Annotated in this window: 13 protein-coding genes and 1 pseudogene; 10 read left to right on the forward strand and 4 right to left on the reverse strand. The window is 53.6% G+C overall.

Annotated elements, in window-relative coordinates; translation table 11 throughout:
- Positions 1-2: 2 nt before the first annotated feature.
- Entirely contained in the window at positions 3-557 is a 555-nt protein-coding gene (locus tag PSR63_RS28290) for a DUF427 domain-containing protein (protein ID WP_443111107.1), read from the reverse strand.
- Positions 558-625: 68 nt separating this feature from the next.
- Positions 626-1,990, reverse strand: a complete 1,365-nt coding sequence (locus tag PSR63_RS23905; protein WP_274328258.1) for a PQQ-binding-like beta-propeller repeat protein — start codon at positions 1,988-1,990, stop codon at positions 626-628.
- A 1,184-nt stretch (positions 1,991-3,174) separates the two neighbouring features.
- Here PSR63_RS23905 and PSR63_RS23910 point away from each other — a divergent pair.
- From PSR63_RS23910 to PSR63_RS23950, 9 genes and pseudogenes are all read left to right on the forward strand, one after another.
- Positions 3,175-3,666, forward strand: a complete 492-nt coding sequence (locus PSR63_RS23910; protein WP_274328260.1) for an RNA polymerase sigma factor — start codon at positions 3,175-3,177, stop codon at positions 3,664-3,666.
- Positions 3,659-3,832 carry a hypothetical protein gene (locus PSR63_RS23915; protein WP_274328262.1) on the forward strand — a complete coding sequence of 58 codons (174 nt, stop codon included), beginning with the start codon at positions 3,659-3,661 and terminating at the stop codon, positions 3,830-3,832. Before PSR63_RS23910 ends, PSR63_RS23915 begins: the two co-directional genes overlap by 8 nt.
- 116 nt (positions 3,833-3,948) lie before the next feature.
- Positions 3,949-4,095: a hypothetical protein gene (locus PSR63_RS23920; RefSeq protein ID WP_274328264.1), complete on the forward strand. Its 147-nt coding sequence runs from the start codon at positions 3,949-3,951 to the stop codon at positions 4,093-4,095.
- Between the two features lie 15 nt (positions 4,096-4,110).
- Positions 4,111-4,509: pseudogene (locus tag PSR63_RS23925) on the forward strand (terminase TerL endonuclease subunit); the annotation flags it as partial.
- 316 nt (positions 4,510-4,825) lie between these two features.
- The gene (locus PSR63_RS23930) at positions 4,826-6,280 is read left to right on the forward strand and encodes a TolC family protein (RefSeq protein ID WP_274328266.1); all 1,455 of its coding nucleotides are present in this window, start codon (positions 4,826-4,828) and stop codon (positions 6,278-6,280) included.
- A gap of 113 nt (positions 6,281-6,393) precedes the next feature.
- Positions 6,394-6,849: a hypothetical protein gene (locus PSR63_RS23935; protein ID WP_274328268.1), complete on the forward strand. Its 456-nt coding sequence runs from the start codon at positions 6,394-6,396 to the stop codon at positions 6,847-6,849.
- A gap of 115 nt (positions 6,850-6,964) precedes the next feature.
- A complete protein-coding gene (locus PSR63_RS23940; RefSeq protein WP_274328270.1) occupies positions 6,965-7,270 on the forward strand; it encodes a hypothetical protein in 306 nt (101 codons plus the stop codon).
- Positions 7,271-7,392: 122 nt separating this feature from the next.
- A complete protein-coding gene (locus tag PSR63_RS23945) occupies positions 7,393-9,444 on the forward strand; it encodes an efflux RND transporter periplasmic adaptor subunit (protein WP_274328272.1) in 2,052 nt (683 codons plus the stop codon).
- A gap of 1 nt (position 9,445) precedes the next feature.
- Complete coding sequence (locus tag PSR63_RS23950) at positions 9,446-12,910, forward strand: efflux RND transporter permease subunit (RefSeq protein ID WP_274328274.1); 3,465 nt, start codon at positions 9,446-9,448, stop codon at positions 12,908-12,910.
- 17 nt (positions 12,911-12,927) lie between these two features.
- On the opposite strand, the gene PSR63_RS23955 is transcribed toward PSR63_RS23950, so the two are convergent.
- Entirely contained in the window at positions 12,928-14,172 is a 1,245-nt protein-coding gene (locus PSR63_RS23955) for a hypothetical protein (protein WP_274328276.1), read from the reverse strand.
- A 234-nt stretch (positions 14,173-14,406) separates the two neighbouring features.
- Between PSR63_RS23955 and PSR63_RS23960 the strand changes: the two genes are divergently transcribed.
- On the forward strand, positions 14,407-14,742 hold the full coding sequence (locus PSR63_RS23960; protein ID WP_274328278.1) for a hypothetical protein: 336 nt from the start codon (positions 14,407-14,409) through the stop codon (positions 14,740-14,742).
- A gap of 539 nt (positions 14,743-15,281) precedes the next feature.
- Here PSR63_RS23960 and PSR63_RS23965 read toward each other — a convergent pair.
- Positions 15,282-23,273, reverse strand: a complete 7,992-nt coding sequence (locus tag PSR63_RS23965) for a Calx-beta domain-containing protein (RefSeq protein WP_274328280.1) — start codon at positions 23,271-23,273, stop codon at positions 15,282-15,284.
- Positions 23,274-24,154: the final 881 nt, after the last annotated feature.

Genomic DNA, 24,154 nt, shown 5'->3' on the forward strand with positions numbered 1-24,154 from the left:
TCTCACCAACCAAACGTACCCGACTCGCCCTTGAACGGCCCAACTATTTCCGGAGTGATCCACCCACCGTAGAAATTCCCGGCTTGTGGCAGAACAGGATGGCCATCAACAAAGCAATCAATTCGACCTGGATAAAACGAAAAGAATCCCTTGATTGGTTCGAATTGGACAGATGGCTGATCATACGACCAACCAATATCTAGTTGTGCTGCCCGCCCCGGTATCTCCAATGACCAATAACTCGCCTGTCCCTTCCACTCACAGAAGGTTCGGCTTTCGGATCGGCTGAGATACTGTTGATCTACATCCGTCAGTGGTAGGTAGAACGTTGGCGGACTAGCCGTTTCACAGACGCGCAAGCTCCGTGCCGTGCGTGCAATAATGGTCTCGCCAGAACGGATAATTACCTCGCGATTATCCTCCACAATCGCTGGAGGTCTCGGGTAATCCCAGACCGATTCCTGCCCTTCCTTAGGTTCTATCGCAAACGCCGGGCGACGTTGCCCCGTATTCTTCCACTGACCCCTGGCAAGCTTAATCCTCTCCGAGTGTTCCATGATTTGAAGACTATTCGAAAGTAACTGTTGTTCTTGCTCTATGCTCGACACACTTCGCAGGATCGACGTCAGTCTTCCTTAGAAATGCAATACAAGTGATCAACTGTGCGAAGATAGATTCGACCGTCGGCTAAGGCAGGCGTTCCCCAGGCTTGTTGATCAAGTTCATTCACTGAGACCACTTCAAGTTCGTCACCTGCCGAGATGACATATGTGTTTCCATTGGAATCCATCGCATAAACATATTGACCATCCGACCACGGTGAAGCCCAGAATGCAGGAGCACGACCAACCCGACTTCGATACTTCAACTTCCCACTTTCAGCATCTACACAGCGAACGACTCCAAGACGACGTTCAAAGAAGTACAGATTGCCGTTCAGGTAAGTGGGGGATGCCATTTGGATGCCAGATTCATCCATCCTCCACTGAACAAACTCACCGATGTTACCGTCGTCGGGAGGAGTAATGTCACCACTTCCGCCTGGCTTGATAGCATAAAGTCGACCCCCTCCGTCATCGTCGCCGCCTCGATTGCGGAACTCATTTCCGATGAAGAGTCGATCGCCAATCGCGACTGGTGTTGCGGACGATCGCCCTTTATTCATATCAATTTGCCAAAGCAGCTTTCCACTCGATGGATCATAAGAGCGATAAATCATTCCACCGACAATCAATTCGTTCCTTAGGGAGTTCTTCCAGATGAAAGGACTGCTGTATTGGGAAGACTCATCGCGATTGACTCGCCAGACTTCGTTGCCAGTCTTCGTATCCAAGGCAACCAGGAACGATTGTTCCTGATTGTCGACCTGAACAAACAAACGATCGTTGAGAAGTGTCGGAGAACTTGCCGTACCCCATCCGGCACGCATTTCGTAAACGCCTAGGTCCTTTTGCCACAGCAAATTACCTTCCATATCCAGGCAGAAGACTCCATTCATGCCGAAGTATACGTAGATCCGTCGGCCGTCAGTGACAGGGGTCTCGGTCGAATAAGTATTTGTGCTGTGTCTTGATAGTGTCGGCTTCCCTGTCTTCACAGTTTTACGCCAGACGACATCTCCCTCATTTCCATTGATGCAAACCACATCAAAGTGGTAATTGACATTTACCAGGTCGTTGCGATCACGCCCATAACCGCCATTGTTTGACTCTGGTCGAGTTGCGTCACCTTTGTTCGGATCAGAAGGAACCGCAGCTGTCAGGAACACGCGATTGTCCCAAACTATCGGCTGAGACCAGCCTTCACCTTGGAGAGGAATCTTCCAACGGATATTGGTTTGAGTTCCGTCTTCATCTGACCAGGTAATTGGGAGCGGCGCAGCCGAAATTGCGTTCGAATCTGCACCGCGAAACTGAGGGTAGTTTTCGGCGATGCAAAACTGCGACAGCGAAACGAGAACGAACAACGCCGCTAATATCCGAAGTTTCATGTCCCCATCCTTCCACATAGTGTCTTGTATTGGCCTCGCGGTCTTAGCTGCAGCATGAAGCTGTTGAAATCAAATCGAACGAGTTTTGGTAGAAGATGCAAGCGATTTCACACGCTCCTGCGAGCGAACACCGTAAATTAGCCAGTGTGACAACAGTAGATGTGAGAAAAGTGGCCTTACGTTCAGGTCCTTACTTTGCGAAACAGGAACTCGAACTAACCTGCCCTCACGAATGAAACCAGTCTTTAAGAGCTACTCTTCAAGAATTCTTTCCCCTGGAAGAAGTGTATCACGAGGGCTTTCCCAAGCGGTGTCCGACACTGTCTGAAGTTAAGATGATGCAACCATTGGTTGTTGGTGGGAGCTGAATTCCTTCAGACTTGAACCAATGAATCCGATTCCGAAGCGTGAGTAATTTGAGAAAGCGCATAACACTCAAATGTGCGCGAACTCAACTACACACTTCTACACACTTTGCACCCCGAATACGCGCATTTCCCGAGAATTATTGCGATTGAATAAGACGATTTGCAACGTTTTGCGAATCATCGTAAACTACTCCTGTTATACGGTTTCAGGCTAAAAGAGCAGGGCTTTCTGGGCGGCCTCATAACCTCGAGGTCGTCGGTTCAAATCCGGCCCCCGCCACTTAGACCCTGGTTTAGCAAATAAAGCTCAACCAGGGTTTTTTCGTGCCTCCTCTGAGGTTGGGATAGAATCGGTTCGTTTTATCCCACTATCTCGCAACGAGTTGCGTGGCCGCGTTTTCTCTTCTTGGTTGTCTCTGTCTAAGTGAGACATAACCCGGCCGATCTCTTTGACCAATCTCAACGGCTCAATTTGGCGTTTGTCTCACCAATTTGGCAGAGACACTACCGCCGGGTTAATAGGGTGTTGGGCTCGGTAGAGTGAGGCATACGCGAACTTGGGCTTAAGCAAATTTGAGTAGTCTGACTTCTAAGCAGCACTCGCAAACGCGGGACGGTTCGTCCTTGGGCTATCGACATCAATCGTCCAAGAATAGTACCGACGAAGAAAACTGGCAAATTCCCGTGAATACCTTGAAAATGTCCGTAATCTTCAAGCTTCGGCCACGCTAACTCATTTAGAGGGACAACAAGTTGCCGGATGACATTGCTGAACAATTCGAGAAGTACCGCGAGTATCTCGGGGTCCTGGGGCGTATGCAACTTGACGATCAGTTGGCTGGGAAAGTGGACCTGTCAGGTGTAGTTCAATTGACACTATTCGAAGCAAGCCGCAGTGGATGGGAAGAGCGTACCGAAGATGATCGGCTTCCGTGGATACGACGAATATTTGCCCACAACCTACTGGACGAGATTCGCAAGTTCCGTTCCCAGACGCGTGATGTCACTCGAGAGCACTCGATTGAGCAATCGGCCTCCCGGCTGAATCAATGGCTCGCGAGCGAACAGTCCACTCCGAGCAGGAAAGCCATGATGGCGGAAGAAGAGTTGCGGCTGGCAATCGCGCTTGCATGCCTGCCTGATGCACAGCGAGTGGCAATCGAACTACATCATCTCAAGGGCTTGCCGCTTGATCATATCAGTCAACGAATGAACAAGACCAAAGGCGCCGTTGCCGCATTGATCTTCAGAGGCACATCGAACCTGCGTGAACTTTTGACTAACCAGCAGGACAATCCTGATGTCTGATTCCTACAACTCCAAATTTCTGGATGATCCCGAATTCCAATCGCTCTTGGTTGGCTGCCTGGAATCGCTACAACGTGAAGAGACGATTGATCGCCAGGCTCTCGCCAAAGACTTTCGAAGTATGCCGCTGAGATCGGCAAGTTTCTCCAGGACAGGCAGCTTCTAGAGCAGGTTGCCTCCGGCTTCGGAGATGTTGAGCCCTCGCGAGTTACGATCTCGGCCTATGAACAGACGATTGATTCACGTAGCGGAAAGGAAGCGTTTGCTGTTGGTGATTCGATCGTGCTCGTATTCGAGCAAGATGACCAATACGACGTGCTGCCGTTCTTCTGGGTGCCAGAGGAAGGTGCCAAGCGGCGCGAGAAACGCGATCATGCTCCGTACATACCCTGGATCCAGCAAAGGTACATCGAAGCCTCACCCGGTTAAGTCGTCGACTACGAACGTATTCGTGCACGGATCAACGAACTAGGAAAACGGTTCGAGATCGAGCAGGTCGCGATCGACCGTTGGAATGCGACACAATTGGCTACGCAGCTCGATGATGATGGATTCGAGATCGTGTCCTTCGGCCAAGGCTACGCAAGTATATCGGCGCCGACGAAGAAGCTGGAAGAGTTGGTGTTGTCTCGGAAGCTACGCCATTCCGGTCATCCTGTGTTGCGTTGGATGGCAGGCAACGTGGCGATCGAGCAGGACGCAGCCGATAACTGGAAGCCGTCGAAGAAGAAGAGTCAGGAGCGGATTGATGGAATTGTCGCTCTGGTGATGGCGGCGGATCTGGCGACTCGGCACGTGGAGTATGAAAGTCCCTATAGCAAGCGGGGGATGTTGTTTCTTTAACTGTGTAGTGCCACGCCCAACGTGTCCTGGTTAATATAGCGAACTCGTTTAATCGGTAGTTTCTTGCATGCTACTAAACCTCAGCCAGCGAGTCTCGATTAGGCGCTTTAGCGAACTGCCATCCGTATTACCTAATCCGAACAACCAGACCACCAGCACTGGAAATATGCGTACGATCCGCATGTTCCGCAGTCGTTCATGTCTATGAGAGTCCGATCTCAGTTCTGGACCGTGCCCAATTCGACCTCCTAATGCGATGCCTGAGCTTGCTATCACGCGTGCCCAGGCCTGCGCCTATGCATGGTGAGATTGCCGAATGCTGGCACTTGATTCCAAAACCTATTGTTGCCTATCTCTTTTGCTGCTGGTTGGCGGCTGCGCTACGACTGCCCCGTCGCCCAGTGCGAAGCCGGCGTTGGCTGATCCGAGTCTGCATGCGGCAGCTCGTTTGCCTGACGCTGAGGTTGACGTCGCGGTTGTGCCCTCTGTGGTCGACCTTCCGGCGGAACCGATTGACGAGCCGGTCGTTCAATTGACTGCCTACCAAGGGGAAGATTCATCAGAAACGCTCGCCGGACTCGAGCAGATGGCGCGGAACCGAAATCCACGGCTGACGCGGCTCTATCAGGAGTATCAAGGTTCGTTGGCCAAGTCGCAGTATGCCGACAAGTTGCCCGATCCTCGTTTCGGAGCCAACGTGTTTGGCAACGCCATTGAGACGGCCGCCGGATCACAGCGGGCCAACATGACCTTCAGCCAGGCAATTCCCTGGCTTTCACGCCTACGAGCCGATGAGCAGCGGGCAATATTCGAGGCGTATGCCATCGCTGCAGAGCTTGAAGCGGAAACGCTGCGGGTCGAAGCGGCCGTTCGGACGAATTGGTACCGCTTGTATGTGCTCGATCAGCAGATCGAGATTGCTCAAGCGAATCAGCAGCTGCTTCAATCGCTGATCGATGTTGCCAATGCCAGGATCGCGACAGGGGCCGCTTCGCAGGGGGATGTCCTGCTGGGGACGCTGGAGCTTTCGCAACTAGAAGAACGGCTGCTCACCTACCGGCGTCAACGCCTCGGCGTGCAGGCCGAGCTCAACCGGCTGGTGGCTCGCGATACGGAAACGCCGATCGGCTCGCCGAAAACAATTCAGCCGAGTTTGCCAACAGTAAGTGCTGATGAACTAGCGCACATTGCGATTCAGAATCAGCCAGAGATTGAGGCCGCGCAGATGAAAGCCCATGCCACTCGCTGGGGCGTGGAGGTTGTCCGGCTGATGCGCCGGCCTGAGTTCGTCCTTTCGGCCAGTTACTACCCGACCGACGACAATCGTCCACCGAGCACCGTTGTGGATGTCGGGCAAGACCCATGGGCGTTGGGTGCTCAGGTCAGTATTCCGATCTGGCATAACAAATACGATGCCATGGAGATCGAAGCGAAGTGGAAGCATCAGGCCGCGCATAGTTCTGTCGAAGAACTCGCGGATCGGTACGAAGCGATGATCGTCGACCTGTTGGCCGAGGCGCGGCGTGCCCAGGAAACGGCATCGCTTTACGAGTCGACGATCCTTCCCCAGGCCCGTCAGACGCTGGATGCCGACCAGCAGGCCTATGCCAACGGGGCGGTCGAGTTCGATCGGGTGATTCGCGACTATCGCAGTCTGCTGACCCTGGAAGTGGGCTACCACCAGGCCATGGGCGATCTGGCGACCGCAGTTGCCAAACTGTCCCAGACGAGCGGAACGGATGTCACATTGCTGGTTCCACCACAGCCTTGATTCGTGCCAAAGTCTTTACACTCAGCGGGTTTGCTCTCATGAACCGACGTTGACGTTCGATGGATCTCGGCCTAGACTTCCTTGTACTAGTTGAATTAACCCTGGAAGGTCTCGTGTCCGATATTCTCCGCAAAACGACCGTTCTCACGGCAATTGTCGCGTTGCTGCTGCCGTCGTTTTGTCTGGGCTCAGTCGGCAATTGTGCTTGTTCCGATAGTGGCAATGCGGCCTCAGCTTGCCAGTGCTGCTGCATGGCACAAGCGTCCTCGCTCACCGCAGGCTGCCCCCACTGCTGCACGAAGTCGAAGCCGACAACGGACGACCGTGGTGATTCAGTCGCTGCCGATTCCATTTGTCACTGTGAAGCAGCGGCATTACCTCCGTCCGTTTCTCTTTTCACTGGGGACGGTTCGGTAGCCGATGGGTTGATTGCTCTGGCGCTTGAAGCCGACTTGGCTCCGTATGTTACGGTTTGCAGCCGTGACCGACAGCCGCTCGAGGATGGGAACTCTCTTCCCTCACCCGAGCCAAGATTCCGACAGATCATGCTTTGCGTTTGGTTGACCTAACGACGTTGCGATTTCTCTAAGTCGCTCCGCGTTTACCGGTACGTTCTGATGCTTTCGTCGAACCGGTGAATTGTGTTCTTACGTCATTCATTCTTCCAATCTGAAAAGGTTTGTCATGCGCTATTTGTTTGCCTCCATTGCTTTGTTGGGACTTGTCGTTGGTTGCACTCAGGGACCTTCTTCCTCAACTCCGGAAACCACTGCCGTGGCCACGGTGAATGATCACTGCCCGATCATGGGTGGCGACATTACGCCGGAAGGCGGCACGGTTGAGTGGAACGGGAAAACAATTGGGTTCTGCTGCGATGGCTGCGATGAGAAATGGGAGGCCCTTTCCGACGAGGAAAAGGTAGAGAAGCTGGCTGCTGCTGAGCATGCCGACGAAGGCATGCACGATCACGGCGACCACGACCACTCGTAGTTGGCCAGGTTGCTGATACGTGAGCGGCTGGTCGATACCATTCCCGGCGCGGTCCAAACGCCAGGCAGGCGTTTCGGTCCAGCCGCTCTTTACCTTTCGATTTTCGTGACAGGAACGTTGCCATGTCGACGTCATCTCACTCTTCCGGTCAGCAAGCGACGCCCCAGCCACCCAGGCACACGGCAAGTTGGTGGATCGCACGTCTTGCTCCCATTGGACTATTCCTTCTAGCTGGCATCCTGCTGATTGTGCTGCTGGGCGTTGCTCAGCGTGTTGGCTGGATCGGAACCGATGGCGGCCCGCAGGCGACGTCAGGCGGCGACTCGCAGCAGATCTACACGTGTCCAATGCATCCGCAGATACGTCAGCCTGGACCGGGGCGTTGTCCGATCTGTGGGATGGCGTTGGTACCGGCTGCTTCAGGCAGCGCCGATCTGGATGAGTTCGCCGTGACGATCGAGCCTGCCCAGCGTCGCTTGGCCCAGATCGAAACGGCCCCGGTCACGTCGAAACCAGTTTCGACCACGATCGAAACGATCGGCGCGATCGAGATCGACGAGAGCCGTCAGGCAACGATCTCCGCCTATATCGATGGACGCGTGGAACGTTTGTTTGCCGACTACACCGGGGTGGTTGTCGCGAAGGGGGATCACCTGGCGGTTGTCTACAGCCCACAGTTGTACGCGGCCCAGGCCGAGTACCTGGAAGCCCGCAACACGGTCCAGCGGATGAGTAACACGTCGCTGGCCGCCATTCGCGAGGCGCAGCAAAAGCTGATGGAGAACGCCCGGCAGAAGCTCATTGAATTGGGAATGACCGAAGAGCAAGTTCAGCAACTGGAAACGAGCGGCAAGGCCGAGTCTCGGCTCACCATCTACGCCCCGATGGGCGGAACGGTGATCGAGAAGCTGGCCGAAGAAGGGAAGTACATCAAAGCGGGCGAGCCGATTTATCGCATTGCCAACCTGTCGACGGTGTGGCTCATGCTGGAACTCTATCCCGAAGATGCCTCGCAGATTCGCTTCGGTCAGCAGGTAAAAGCCGAGCTGACATCGCTTCCCGGCGAGACGCTTACCGGGCGGGTGGCCTTCATCGATCCGGAAGTGAACGTGAAGAACCGTACGGTCGGCGTGCGTGTCGAGTTCAAGAATGATGCGGGACGTTTACGCCCAGGCGACTACGCCGAGGCACAAATTGAAATACCGATCGGGCCTCAAGGAACGGTTTACGACGAGCAACTGGCCGGCAAGTGGATCAGCCCGATGCATCCCCAGGTCATTCGCGACGAGCCGGGCCCGTGCCCTATCTGCGGCATGGACCTGGTGCCGACATCGCGATACGGCTACGCCGACGAACCGATCGACCGGAAGGCCTCGACGGTCATTCCCCGGTCGGCGCTTCTGATGGCCGGGAAGAATAGCGTGGTGTATGTCGAGACCGACCCGGGCCGCTTCGAGATCCGCACCATAAAGCTGGGCCCGATCTTGAAGGATGAGGCCGTCGTGCTGGAAGGGGTCAAGCCAGGCGAAATGGTCGCGACCTCTGGTAACTTCCTGATCGATTCGCAAATGCAGCTGGCCGGCAAACCGAGCCTGATCGATCCGTCCCGTTACGTCATGAAGCAGAACCGCAATACACCGATGGAGTTCAACTCGATCGACATCACCCAGCTCGAGGGTCTCGGTGGCCAGGATCTGGAAGCGTTGTACCAGGTCTACTTCAAGATTCAAAGCCAGCTTGCGGCGGACAAGAAGCCCAAGGCAGAAGACGCGCAGCAGCTGTTTCAGTTGGCCACGAATCTCTCGCAGCACCCTCAGCTTAGCGAGTCGCTCCGCGAGCAACTGGCGACGATCGCCAAGAATGCCGAGCACCTGCACCATATGTCGCTTGAAGAGGCCCGCAAGAACTTCAAGCCGATCAGTCATGCCGTGTTGAACCTGGCGACGACCATTCGCGGGCAAGGAGCATCGCAGCCGTTCCACCAGTTCTTCTGCCCAATGGTCAAAGGAGGTGAAGGAGACTGGCTTCAGGCCAACGATCGATTGTTGAACCCCTACTATGGCAGCCAGATGCTCCGCTGTGGCGAGCATGTCAGGACGATCCAGCCCGATGCGGTGGCGGATCATGTTCATCCCCCTGAAGCAAAGCCTGACATGACAGAAGGAGACCAATAGCATGATGCGTGCAATCATCTCGTTCTGTGTTCGTGAACCCCTGGTGATGTTGGTCGTGACGACGGTCGTGATCGTTTCCGGATGGTTCGCCATGCGGAACGTCCCCATCGATGCGATACCTAACATCGGCGAGAATCAGGTGATTGTCTTCACGGCCTGGCCGGGGCGATCTCCCAAGGATGTCGAAGACCAGATCACCTACCCCCTTTCGGTCGCCATGTTGGCGGTGCCGAATGCAGAGTCGGTGCGTGGGAAAAGCCTGTTCGGGTATAGCTTCGTGCAGGTCACGTTTCACGACAGTACCGACTTTTACTGGGCGCGGTCGCGGGTGATGGAGCAACTGGGAACGGCCACGGCCATGTTGCCGGACGGGGTGGTTCCGACGCTCGGTCCCGACGCCACCGGGCTCGGCCAGGTTCTGTACTACACGCTCGATCCGCCTGAAGGGATGAATTTGGCCCAGCTGCGCTCGCTGCAGGATTTCGTAGTGAAGTACGAACTTCAATCGGTCCCCGGAGTGAGCGAAGTCGCCAGCGTGGGCGGGTATGTGCGGCAGTATCAGATTGAAATCGATCCCGATCGCCTGCGTTTCCACAACGTGCCGCTCGACCAACTGGTCGATGCAGTCCGCAAGTCGAACATTGACGTCGGAGCCAAGACGATCGAATCAGGCGGCATGGAGTTCATCATCCGCGGACGCGGGTTCATCGGCGCTAATCAGGACAGCGACGAGGCGATTGCCGATATTGAAAAGACGGTAGTCCGTTCCCGCGACGGCATACCATTGCGCATTCGCGACCTGGGGCATGTGCAACTGGGGCCGGAGTTCCGGCGCGGTGCGATCGACCTCAACGGCACCGAGGCGGTCGGGGGCGTCGTGGTGATGCGCTACGGCGAAAACCCACGGGCGGTGATCGACCGCGTGAAGCAGAAGATCGAGCAAATCGAACCTAGCCTGCATGGCGTGAAGGTCAACATTGTCTACGACCGTACTGGCCTGATCGATGAAACGATCGCCACGTTGACCTCGGCGCTGACCCAGGAGGTTCTCATTACGGCGGTGGTGATCCTGTTGTTCCTGCTGCATATCCGGGCGAGCATCGTTGTCGCGGTTACCTTGCCCATTGCCGTGCTTCTTGCGTTCGTGGCGATGTACGTGTTTGGCATCGATGCCAACATTATGTCGCTGGCCGGCATTGCGATCGCGATCGGTACGATGGTCGACATGGGGATCATCGTTTCCGAGACCATCTACGACCAATTGGCCGACTGGGAACGGGAAGGCTGCCCTGGCGGACGCGCTCGACGGTTGGAGGTAATACAAGAGGCGGCCAGTGAAGTCGCCCCGGCGGTGGTTACCGCCGTGATGACGACGGTGGTCAGTTTTCTGCCGGTGTTCATGTTAACGGGACGCGACTACAAGCTATTCGCACCGCTGGCCTGGACAAAAACGTTTTCACTGCTGGCGGCATTGATCGTCGCCGTGACACTCGTGCCGGTGCTGAGTCGTTTCCTTCTTCAATCTTCCGAGCAAAAAAAGCGAACCCGTCTCTTTGCCGCTGGCTGCTTTGCCAGTACCGGCTTCATGCTGGGATGGACGCTCGGAAATGTGATTCAGGCAGCCACCGGCATGCCCTTCACGGTCGTGGTTCTGGCGATGACAGGCATCTTTGCTGCGGCCGGCTATTGGATGCTTGGTGAACGTCTGCGGCCGGTCGACGAGAATCCTGTCAGCCGGTTCATACTCTGGGGGTACGAACCATTATTGCGGCTTTTCTTGGCCCGAAAGGGTGCCTTCCTGGTGGTTCCAAGCGTGGTGATCGCACTTGGGCTGGGGGCTTGGATCGGCCTGCCAACCATTCTGAAACCGGTGGAAGAAGGATCGAAGCTGCTGGGGGCGAACCTTGATGAAGTGCCAGGCTATGTCGACCTAAAGCATACGTTCACCGGTCTGGAATCGGATGACTGGATCGCGCTCGACGAAGGGAGTTGGTTCTACATGCCGACGCTCTACCCGGCCGCCAGTTTCTCGCAAGCCATGGAGGTGTTGCAAACGCAGGACGCATTGATCCGGGAGATCCCGGAAGTCGAAAACGTATTGGGCAAGATCGGCCGCGTCGAATCGGCTCTCGATCCGGCCCCAGCTGCGATGATCGAAACGTACGTCATGCTCAAGCCGGTAGACCAATGGCGGGAAGGTATCACGACTCAAGATATCTGGGAACAGATCAACGCCTTGGCGACGTTGCCCGGCGTGACGCCTGCGTCCCCACTTCAGCCGATTGAAGGTCGCGTGGTGATGCTGCAAAGCGGTATTAAAGCGTCGATGGCAATCCGGATTTATGGTGATAGCCTGGATGGCCTGGCCGATGCTTCGATGAAAGTTGCCGAGCATCTCAAGACGCTTCCTCAGGTCAATGGAGCGACGGTGAACCCCGACATCGTGCTGGGCAAGCCCTACGTCGAGTTCGACGTCAACCGCGATGCGGCGGCGCGCTATGGAATGTCGACGGCGATGGTCAACCAGGTGATCGAAACGGCCCTGGGCGGTTCGAACGTAACGAAGACGGTCGAAGGACGCGAGCGTTACCCCGTGCGGGTTCGGTACGAGCGTCATCTGCGCGAGCAACTCTATGAGCTAACGAACCTGCCGGTCGTCACGCATTCCGGCGAGGTGGTTCCCCTTTCCAATCTGGCGACGATGAACACGACCTGGGGGCCAGGCGTGATCAACAGCGAAGACGCCCGCTTAGTAGCACACGTGTCCTTTCAGCCGTCCGGCTCGATGGGCGACCTGGAAACGGCTGCGTCAGTGAAGCAAAGTTTGCTTTCTGCACAGCAAGATAAAAGTCTTGAGTTGCCCAAGGGGTATTCTCTTGAACCAGTCGGGTCGTTTCAAAACCAGATCGAAGCGAACCAGCGACTGCTGTGGGTGATTCCACTGGTGATGTTGATCAACCTATTCATTATTTATTTGCAGTTTCGTCACATACCAATCTCGGTGGCGGTCTTCGCTGGCATACCCGTGGCATTTGCTGGGGGGATGTTGTGCCTGGCGATCAACTCGGTCGAGATCAACACGGCCGTGTGGGTGGGGTTCATTGCCTTGTTTGGTATTGCCGTCGACGATGGCGTGGTGATGGCAACGTACTTAGATCAGGTCTTCACGCGGAAACGCTTAAGCACGATCGAAGACATCCGCAATGCGACCGTCGAGGCGGGCATGAAGCGGATTCGTCCCTGCTTGATGACCACCTTCACGACGATCATCGCCCTGGTACCGGTCATCATATCAACGGGGCGCGGCAGTGATGTGGCCAAGGCAATGGCCTGGCCGGTTGTCGGCGGCATGACGGTCGAGCTGCTGACACTGTTCGTCGTGCCGGTTGTCTTCGCCGCGTTCAAGGAATTCAAGATGAACCTGGGCATGCACGATCGGCACTGGGTAGGAACCGAAGACTCGTAATACGGAAAGGTCCCTGATCAATCCACTGGGAAACGAGCCTTTGTCATCTTGCCATACCCGGCCGGCCAGCGGCTGTTTATCTCGACCTCGCCGACCAATTCGTCTTTGCCAAGTTCGGCCGAAGGATCGCTCTGCAGCTTGTCGGCCGCGTCGATATAGATTCGCATCAGGTACTTGCCAGGGGGCAGTTTGCCGTCGCTCAGCCTCTTGGCCTGGGCAGAATCTCTGGGGGCTGTCACGCTGAGCGAATGCTGCCAGAGCCCCTTCGCGCCGAACACGGCCCGGTCGGAAGTGGCGACGCGGTGCTCGGACCATCCGGCGTCCGTTTCGCGATAGAGGTCTACCTGCAATAGCTTCTTATCGTACTTAGCCGGGATACCATCGAGCTTGAGCCAGATCTCGGTGACGTTGGAAACTTCGTCACTGGCGCGAGGCAACTGGTCTGCCGTCTGGTACGTTCCCCTGACGGTCGCGGCGTAGTCGTCGAGGAAGCGGCGGAACTGCTTGTACGAACGATCCCCCACAAGCATCTTTTGCCCGCCACCGTGCTCGACCTGAAGCGTCGGCTTGGTCAGCAGCAGACTTTGCCGTGGCTGCTTCGGGTTGATCAAGTCGGCATCGAGCATATACTTCAGCGTCGCTTGCGGATCATTCAGGACGATCCACGAGACCTCTTCGCCATGCTCGGCGACTTGCTTCTGATTGCGATCGGGCGAGTGACACGCCGCACAGCGGCCCACCTCGGTCCAGATGTTGTCGATGAACGAAGCCATGACCCGGTCTTTTCGAGCATGACGAATGACCTCAACCGGCAGTGTGGGGCCAGCCGGCTGTGGTTTTCCCTCGTTCGACAACAGCGACGAGTCCTTCACGGCCGCCAGAATCCAAGCCCTGAACGCCGACAGTTCCTTCTCGCGAATCTCCTGCGTCACCGGGTTCGGGTCGTCTGGGGCTCGCTCGATGAACGTCAGGATCTTCGACGCCTCTGGATTGTCGACATCAATCAATCTGGCTTGCCGCAGGGCCGCAAACGTATCGGCCTGGTTCGGGCGAATGTACTGCTTCAGGTCGACACCACTGAGATGACACTCGGTACAGCTCGATGGTTTTGCCGCCTGAAAGATGGGAAGGATTCGCCGCTTGAAGATTTGCTGTGACGAGCTGGATCCCAGATCCTCGCCCCGTAGGTGACGCGACGCGAAATTCACCTCGCCCGATCCCAGTAGTAGCACCACGAGTAGAAACATGCGGCCGTTTGTCATGGGAAGAGCTCCCCGGTTCCAATGGTAGAAGTGTTTTTACTCGGAAGGATTCGTTGGATTAGCAACTTAAGATAGTCTCTTCGGATTGATAAACCGAAGGGTGTGAGAGAATAGCAAATCGTGAACAATGATGTCAGCATATCTGACTTGTCTTCTGGTGCAAAAGCAAAGTAAGAAAAACGCTTCTGGAGTCCACTAACTCCGAGCGAATTTGCCATCAGGAAAGGCTTGCGAATGATCTTTCGCGCTATCATCGCCGGCTTGGTTGTCGCCGCCGTCTCGCTGATTGCCCACCGTTTCCCGCGGATCGGAGGCATACTGCTGACCCTGCCCGTGGTCAGCATCGTGGCGTTTGTGACCGTCTGGTGGAAAGATCAAGAGCTTTGGAACATCTCGAAGCTGGCCCGTGAGACGCTGATACTCGTCCCCTTGGGGACTACCGTTCTTCGTGCCGCTGGCATTATCAGAACGCCTCGGGCTAGGCTTCTGGCCGCATTCGTTCTCGACCTAGCTTTAGTCTCGGCAACAATTGGTTTGTGGTTTGCGTTCGGGCCGAAAATTGAGAACTAGATCGACCGGACTTGGCGTGAAAACTTAATCCGTGGTGTTTGTTAGTTGATTCAACTTTTCCCCAGGAGGATCTGTCTTGAGTAGTCTTGCGATAGTGTGTTGAAAGTTAGTGAGGCATCTATCGAGCGTGATTGCACGCACAGGCCGCCTAAGGCGATAGCTATTCAGAAATAGATCGGTTTTTCTCGCAAATCCGGCTCTTGCCAAATGTCAATGTTCTCGGTTCGCGAAAGACTCAGTTCGGGGTGCAAAGCCAACCCTCCGCAATTCAGTAAAGGGTTCCGTTCGCTCAGCGGTAGGCCGAAAAGGACTCGAAATCAGCAAAGCATTGCTGCATCAAGCTTTCCAAGTTTTCAGTAAACAGAGAACTCTCACTAAGAGGGTTCTGCAAGGGGAGCAGACACAAACCGGCTTATCTCAATGAGAGCGATCTAAGCCTGAATTCTGCCGTTGTCCACCAAGTCGGCTGAGACGCTACCGGTGGGTTCGGCAGGTTCTAAGCTACGACATGATTCTACATATCCCGGGGGAAATAAGGTTTAATCAAAAAACCAGTCGATGGATAACGCGTCAAATTGGTGGTCGTCCTCAATTTCAGCATTCACTGGCAAATCGTCATCTGAGAACACGGCGTCGATGATCCGAGGGTCAAGATTAGTGGTGGTCAAAGGAACTCTGTCGAGTTGTTCAGACGAATCGGACACGAGTTCTATTTCTTCGATATTCGGTTGTGAATCATAATCGTAGACATCAGCGTTGAAGTACTCGGACACATGAGCGTATGAGAGAACGCTGGTTGCTGAATCTTGTTCCGGTTCTCCCTCAAAGGTAAGACGTGGGGCGCTAATCCGTGATTCGGCTAATACCCTGGCTTGGAGGATATCACCACTCGAGGAGTCTTTACGTCTGCCGTAGTTCCTAACAAACAAAGCGAAATCGGAAAGATCTATCCTGCCACTTTGGTCGTAGTCGAATCGGTATGCGTCGGGTTCATCAACGCCCGGTTGTTTGCCGTAGTTTCTGATCAGTCCAGCGAAGTCGCCGAGCCCAATACGGCCATCGTCATTTGTGTCATAAATAACCGGCAAAAATGATCCTCGATGGTCCGATACTATTAGCAGATGTTGTTCATTGTTTACTCTCTTGGTCTCTTTAAGCAGGATGGCATCTGCGCTACCAGGCGACGGGTACTCGCCGATGATTTCCATGGGGACGCCAACGCCGTTTTCACGATCTACAGGAACTAGCAGGTTGGCAATCAAAACGCGTTCGCCCAGCTGAAACCCAGTAAAATCGACACCAGTCAAGCTCAGGCGGAAGATGGTCTCGCTGGATTGAGCTTCCGTCAAAACGGAACTACCACTACCTAAGCTTGACAGAAATATCGGCTCTTCGAACCAACCGCTCTTCGTAGTAAGCGTGAACTCAAGATCAATGATTTGCTCGAATAGATCTTCATTGATCGTGATCCACAACTGAGCAGGAACATCTTGCCATTCATTGAAAATGGCCTGCTCATCGTCCGCCGTTTGCTGGCTTGTTCCCACAGGTAGATTGGTTTCCGAAACTAATCGCAATTCAGAATAGGAAGCTCCAATGACAAATATTCGCTGTTCAGTTGAACTTGATCCACCATCTTCATCCGAGACTGTGAGTCGGACTGCGTATTGATCGGCCGCAGGAGGCGTGAAGCGAAACTCGGTCATTTCAACTCCGCTGCCTTCTGCGACTACGTCCTGATTGCCTAGTGCAAAGACTTGATACGAAAAGGTCAGCTCGTCATTCACACCCGCCAGATCTGTCGCTGACGTCATGACAACAATTTCGTTTCCGACGACTCTCACATCGCTTATGGATTCGATTGTCGGGGCCGGCGATGCGTTGGCGACGATCATCTGAAAGCTGACCAGAGATGTCTGTGTGCCGTCGACAAGTAAAGAAATTTGAACCACATCCGAGTCCACCGGACCATCGGAGGGAGCAAATGACCAACTCCACGTACCATCGCCGTTGTCAGTGACCTCTCCGATGGAAGCCTGCAATTCAGCGTTTGCGGAGGGATTATACCTACCGGAGTTTACCACCGTTTCCGATTCGTAGGACCAAACGGTCGAGGCGTCAACTGTCATTTCGTCAACGGCAATGACTCGGGATAGGTGAAAGCTTTGAAGTCCGTCCGTGATCTGTAAGTCGACCGTTACGAAGCCAGCCTCGTTGATTGTCAGATCGAACGATGATTCTGTCGAATCAATGAGCGTCGCATCACCTTGCGTGACCTTCCATTGAAAGCTTAAGTTTCCGTCGTCGAAGGTGTCAGGTATATCGATTCCGAAATATTCTTCGGTGCCGGCCAAGATACCCTTAGGAAGAATAAGGTCGGCGATAATCGATCCGACAGTCTGAATATTCTGGCCTAGATGGAAAGTAGCATTGTCAATTTGAAGCGTTCTCATGCCGGCCGCATCTTCGGTCCAGACAAAGTCCGTGGAGTCACTTGCGAAGAAAGCCACCTGATCCTGCGGATCTCCCAGGATCGTTATTGATGAGTCTGCTGGCAGATAGCCTCCGAAAAGATCCTCGCCGTTGTTGACCAGGATTCCCTCGCTCGTCACCGACACGTACACGATATCTTCCAGGGAATTGCTCGTCACATCAATCTCTGGGAGGTCCCGGTCCTCGATGGTCCCCAATGCCAAGTCTCGGTACAGGACGGCGTTTGTTACGGAATCTAAAATGAGCGATATCGATTCCGTTCCTTCAGGTATCGTATCGCTGAAAACATTAACAGTGATCTGCTTCGATTCCAAGTCGCCCGGATCCCATTGGAGTTGTCCAACATTTTCCTCATAGTCGAGCCCAGCCAGGGCGGTAAGACCATCGGTACGATAGTTGACAGTGATGGGTAAATTGCTCGACGCGATTGTCAGAGGCGTGACGTCAAAGACAAGTTGAGTGATCCCATCACCTTCTTCTACAAAGGCATCGGAAACCATCACATAGACCGGCAGGATGTTTCCAATCGTCGCGTTACTAACGACTGATTCGATCTCGGTGCGAGTTGTTCTGGCACTAAAGTCTTCGGCAGTGATCAACCCTGACGCAAAGTCCGCCAAGTCGTCAGAAACTTTTGTTTGCAAGACCTTTTGAATGGTAACGATGCCTTCGACATAACTGACACCCACGGGCACTGCGATCTCGCGAGCAAGGCCATTGAGATCGGCAATAACTGCAGTGGAAGCTTCAATGACTTCCGTGCTCAGATTCACGCCAGAGCGAACGGAGACGCCCTGGATCACGCTTCGAATCACACTTGTTTTCGTTAGATCAAGATTCGAACTTTCCGAAGCGATTTTCTCCGCAATGTCCGAGAAAGCCAAATCGGCAAATAGCGAGAGCGAAAGAGTCGACTCAGCGCCGTGAAACAGGCTGGCCAGTTCGATTACGGTGTTGTAGACCTCAGTATCCAGCAGGAACATTCTTCCTGCCGCCACGTTCCCATTGATTGCCTGAGAGAGAAAGTCGAAATCGACACTGGATACGTCCGTAACACCGATGGCATCAAGGTACCGCGCCTCCGAATCCCGCACGCCTTCCAAGTCGAGTGGAAAATGACCGTCGACAACTAGCTTTGTGATTAACGTGGAGGTTGGGGTTGTCGTCACGAAGTTCGACGGAGAGGTGAAGGGAATCTTAAATGGCAGGTTAACCGACGTATCGATCCCTCCTATCGTCACCCACTGACCTTCGTTCGGATCCAGAATATCATTCCCGTTCACGTCAGCGATTTCGCTACCAAACACCAAAACGTTTCCGTCCGAATCGGCTGATCCAAGCGGCTCGTGTTCCGTGCGAATGCCGTTGAAATCCACGTCAAAGAAGACTGTTGTTCCCTCTGGGTAGCCGCCAAAGACTTTCTTCCAGGTGAGCTTCTTAACCTGCTCAGGAACGGAAGCCTTAAGGCTCTCGCCAACATCTTCGATCCACTCTCCTGCGTTTTGAAGTTCCCTTTTGACGTCATCGAGCGTGACGTTTTCGCCGATTAGATCGCCAATGGCGACTGTCCCGCCTGCCAGAATTGAATCTAATTTTGCCCCCAGAAACTCAATGCCCGTTCCAAAGAGCTTTTCAAGATGGCTGCCCAGATTGTCAAGAATGAGGTCCTTGCCAATCTCCTTTAAGAGTTCTCGCGAGAACTTCCAAGGATCGCTATTAAAATCAGCGTTCACCGCAGGGCCATCAATTCCCAAAACAGCATTCGGATCTGGGTACTTATCGCCCAAGTAGTTGATCGTGTGGGCCGTTATGTTGGTGATGACGTTGAAGGGGGGGGGCAGGAATGTGGAAGCAATTTCCACCGCTTGGATGATTTCGTCGATATCACGATTGGCACCACTACGAGTTAGTAACTTGTCGAGTTCGTTTGCTGCGTGCGAGAATTGTCCGTTGTTGATCTCATTCTCAACCTGCGTGTTGAGATTCGCAATTGCAGTGCTACTAAGTTGATCGTTGTCGATTAGTCGCACTTGAGAACGTCTCAGGGCCGGGTCGACTGGAAGAAGCGCATTGGAAGCCGAGTCGAGATTGACAGAAAACCGTTTGAGGGCCTCCTTGAGATCATCGTCAATGAGTGGCACTAAGACATCTAAGGAGGTCTGACCTGGAGCAAACGTGACTGAGTTGAAAACTGGACGGAAGTCTATACCTATCCGGGCCGATTCCTGCGAGTAGCCAAGGCCCACCACGATCGGATCCGTCGATGCATGCGACAAATACAACTTAAGCTTCGCGTTATCACTTCCCTCGCCAACAAGCTGTGAAGTGTTCTTCCAGAACACGCGAGGCAATTCGTCATTGTCCCTCACCGAAAGAGACGCGAAAGGCGTCCCTTCGAGAATACCTCCGCCGCTTGTTGGACTTGAAAGCCTGACGTAAAGACTTTCCGTCGCCTCGACTTCCTGATCGTCTGTGATCGACACAAGAAGGGTAGCCGACGTAGCAAATGCGGGAATGATAACCTGCGTCGGAGCAGTAAAGTCACTATTTCGCTTGGCCGTGCCCGAGTAAGTAATGGGAACGACGATCGGCTTATTTGAGGGTGCGGAAAGAGTGATTAACAGCTTGGTTGTCCCGTCCGATTCACTAATGCTCTTTTCATCTTGAAGCAGGTCGATCAGCGGATCGTTATCAGCAACATCTAAGGCGAAAGAGGTTAGGTCGCCTCGTTCTGCTCCAACAGGCGTGCCTAGATCAATAAAAAGCTGTTCCGGGGGCTCATTGACTTCGTCTTCGTTCAGAGTGATGTCGAATGTGAATGATGTCTGCAGCGGAGCAAATGTGATGATCGACTCGGAAATCGTGTAATCGGAGCCATCATTGCTAGTGCCGGTCACGACAAAAGGAACGGTCACTTCACTGTCCGACGGTTTATCCAACGAAACGCTAACTTGGTAGACTTCGCCTTCGTATGCCTTCGCCTTTTCGACGTCAAAGGATACCCGCGAGATATCATTATCGAGAATGTCAGTCAAAACGGACTGTGTAGTCCCCAGTTGGACACCATCCGTTGGTTGTAACGTGACGATAAAATTCTCGATGTCTTCGCGAATGTTATCGTCCACAATATTCACCTGAATGGAAGCTTCCAATCGACCAGGCGAGAATAATAAACTCCCACTCAGCAGGTGGTAGTCAGCACCATTGGTTGCTGTCCCTGCGACAACGTAAGGGATGCTGATTTCCGTATCGGAGATTCTGGAGAGTCGTGCCCTTACGAATAAGGTTTCAACGTCTTCCGAAGTGACACGATATGCTGAATCGAGAAATATGACCGGAGCGTCATTCTGAGAGATGATTACCGTTGCAACCGACGGTTCCGAGGATTCCAGCGATGTTACTGCCCCAATCGGCTGGCCCATCGTAACAATGATGGATTCCGCCAGTTCGGTCACATTGTCGTCTTTGATCTGAATGTCAAATGAACCTGTCATAGAGCCGGCAGGAACGATCAACTGGGATGGCACCGGCGATGAGAAGTCGTTTTCGTCGGTCTTCCCAGAATAGATCAACGGAATGCTGACATCCTGCCCGGAGACCTTATCTAGCGATGCCCAAATCGTAACGGTTCCAGCATCCTCTTCCACAATCTGGGCCTTCGATGTGAAGAAGACTGTCGGTAGAGGATCGTTGTCCGCAACTTCAATCGTATGCGTCGACTTGATTCCGACGCTGGTCGCATTGGTACCCGCCAAACTCAAAACAAGATTTTCAACGCCCTCGGATAGGTCATCCTCATTCAGAGAAACTGAGATGACACCCTGCGTCTTCCCTTCGGGGATCACAACGCTGGTTTGCGTGATCGCGAATTCCGAACTATCAAGGTCTCCTGCGACGTTGAACGGGATGGTTAGGTCACTTTCCGCCGGGGTACCATTTTCCAATTCAACAATGATTTGTACTTCCCCGGTGTTTTCGCTTACCTGAGTAATCTCTGTGGCAAACGAAACTGGCACGCCGACTGCAGCAGTGTATTCGAGTGTCGATACCAGTGAGTCACTGTCGGTAACCGTCAACAGGACGGCATAGAACCCATCGTTGCTGTAAGCGTGATCAATCGTATGAAGATCGGGCCCACTGAGAACGGTGCCGTCGCCAAAATCCCACTGGTAGGTGAGTGTGTCGGAGACTCCGTCTAATGCCATGACTTCGAATGTCAGTTGCTGGTTGGCTTCACCGGTGACGAATGTGTTATCAGCACGGAGAACCGGCGCCGCATCGTGAACCATAATGTCTTGCCGGAATACTTCTCCGTAATTGCCATCTTCATCTTCGAGCGTAATCACAATCGTATGCAAGCTGCCGCCGACGGAGTAAATATGCTCGACTGAGCCCGTTTGGGTCGCGATCGATTGGGTGCCGTCTCCCCAGTCGATCCGGGCTGTCGTGCTATCGGTACCAGGGTCGCTCAGGTTGACCGGCAACAGGAAGGTAGCCGCTTCGACCGGGCTATTGAACGAACCGACGGTCAGCTCGGGAATCACATTGGCGATCGTGATTGATTTCGTCTGCTCCGCCACGCCACCATAGGCATCGACCACGATAACCTTCACGTCGAATACGCCGTCATCAACAAACGTGTGTTTAACTTTTTCCCCCGTGACTAGTTGTCCGTTTCCAAAGTCCCATAGGTAGGTGAGTGGGTCGCCGTCAGCGTCGCTCGATCCCGTAGCAGAGAACTCAATCTGGTTGCCTTCCAACCATGCACTCTCCGCAGTCACAATCTCGATATCGCCGACCGGCAACGTATTAAGGACATTCACCACCCGCGATTTGGCCGAAGAAGATTGATCGCTGGTCCGATCGTTGTCTTGATCGGTCGCTTCGATGTTGATCTGGTAGCTACCGATTCCGTACGAATCGAAGTTGAAAGAGTCAGACGAGACGTTAGCGTCGTAAGAGCGTGTGAAGATTAGTTCGCCATTTCGGGTGATCGAAACGGTTGATTCGCTACCAGATGTGTCGTCAATCGACCAGGAAAAGTTTTGTTCGAGACCAGCGGTTTCCGAACCAGACGATCCAGTGATCTCGATTGTTGGACCGTCTTCATCGTCGTCGTTAATTGTGCGGCCGACAATGACACTGGCGCTATCCGTCCCGTCGGTCGCGGAGACATCCAATTGGTAATAGCCTATGCCTTGTGATCCATCAATGAGAAAAGAGCCGTTTTGACTATTTGAAGTAGCGATAACAGCGCCATCGAGACGAAGCGTCGCCGATACACTTACCGAATCTCCATCTGGATCGGAAGCCGACCAGCCGATATTGTATGGGAGTCCGTCGTCTTCGAAATATCCGCTTGGTCCCGAGATCGATATATCAGGGCGTCGATTGGCAACTATCTTAACGTTATCGATGAACCAGTTGTCTTGTTGACGATAGGAGCTGAAGTAGTATCGTGTGTCTGATGCAGTTGAATCGAAAAAGATAGCGGTATTCGAGTGAATTGCGGCAGGAGGCAAAGTAAGAGTTATTGCCTTAAAACTCGAGCTCGGGATGGTTGCGTAGTTGAGCGTCGATAGCGTTACGAAACTTCCATCCGCTTTGCGATAACGAATTACGAGATCATCGCCCGCTTCTGGCGAGTCGCCCGTTCCGCCTTGTTGTACCTTAAAGGTGAGAGTCGCTGACCTATAGGACGAAAGGTTGAGGTCCTTGGTTTGAATTCCTGTCTGGACGAAAGAAGCAAATTTGTACCCGCCGGTTAGGTTTGCAGCGTAGCTCCCATCCGCATTTTGAGGATGCGCGTATGAATCGAATGTTGAAGTCGACTCGTTTTCACGCTGTACTGATGACCAAGACGTCCACGCCCAGTTAGAGCCAAAAGCACCGGACTCAAAACTTTCTGAGAACACCGTCGTAGCCAGCATCCGCCGTTCTTCTAAGAACTCTGCTGCGAGTCGGCGAGAATTGCCACGGTTACGGGCTGTTTTTTTAGACTGCTGTCGACGTTGACGGGCACGTAGCTTGCTAGTCATTGGCTGGCCATCCAATGCGCATCGGGAACGCGGCATACAAAACAAAGGTGTGGAATCAAATGGCACCAGTGAGGCCTCTCTTCTCACGCGTGCAGTGTTAGGGAATATTGTAATAATTGTGCGGGTTTTGACAGGAACGAAACCGGAACAGATAAGAAAAACTTGATCTTTTGTCCAAAGAGGTGGTTAGCACGTAACTTCAGTCAGAAAAGCAATTTAGCGGTCGCACAAGTATTTGTAAGAAATCCACATTGCCACTTAGGTTGCGAATAGTGGGCCGTGGAATATTTGGAAGCAGTCCACTGCACATTTGAGGATTCACGTGTGGATCTCGTCATTGAGCGAGCAACGCAAGGAATACGAAGCAACGCTCGGTAACGTGTGTCGCAAACGAAGTTGCTTATAGAAATCGCGCGTTCATGGTTCGCAAAAAGGTCGCTTCACGAGGTGGCTTGATATCGTCTCCATTGGTTGCCGAGCATATTCTGCGGTAGGTCTCTCTTTTATTCCGAAGACAGTCAGCCTCGCTCCACTAAAACCCTGGTTTAGCGAATAGTGCTCAACCAGGGTTTTTTCGTGCCTCCTTTGAGGCTGGGATAGAAGTGCGTTGTTTTATCCCATTAACACGCAACGAGTTGCGATGGCGTGTCTTCTTTACGCGAGTCTCTCTGTCAAAGAGAGACATAACCCGGGCCATCTAAGCTAGTCCTCTCAGTCGCTCAATTTGGCGTTTGTCTCACCAATTTGGCATAGACACTACCTCTGGGTTAATAGAGTGTTGGGTTCGGAGTAGCGAGGCACATCCTAGTCGAAAATAGCCTGGCATTAGGGCTCTCGTGCCAGGCGTGCTCAAATAACTTTGAAATTCTTGCCACACTAAG

The sequence above is a fragment of the Bremerella sp. P1 genome, assembly GCF_028748185.1.
GTDB lineage: Bacteria > Planctomycetota > Planctomycetia > Pirellulales > Pirellulaceae > Bremerella.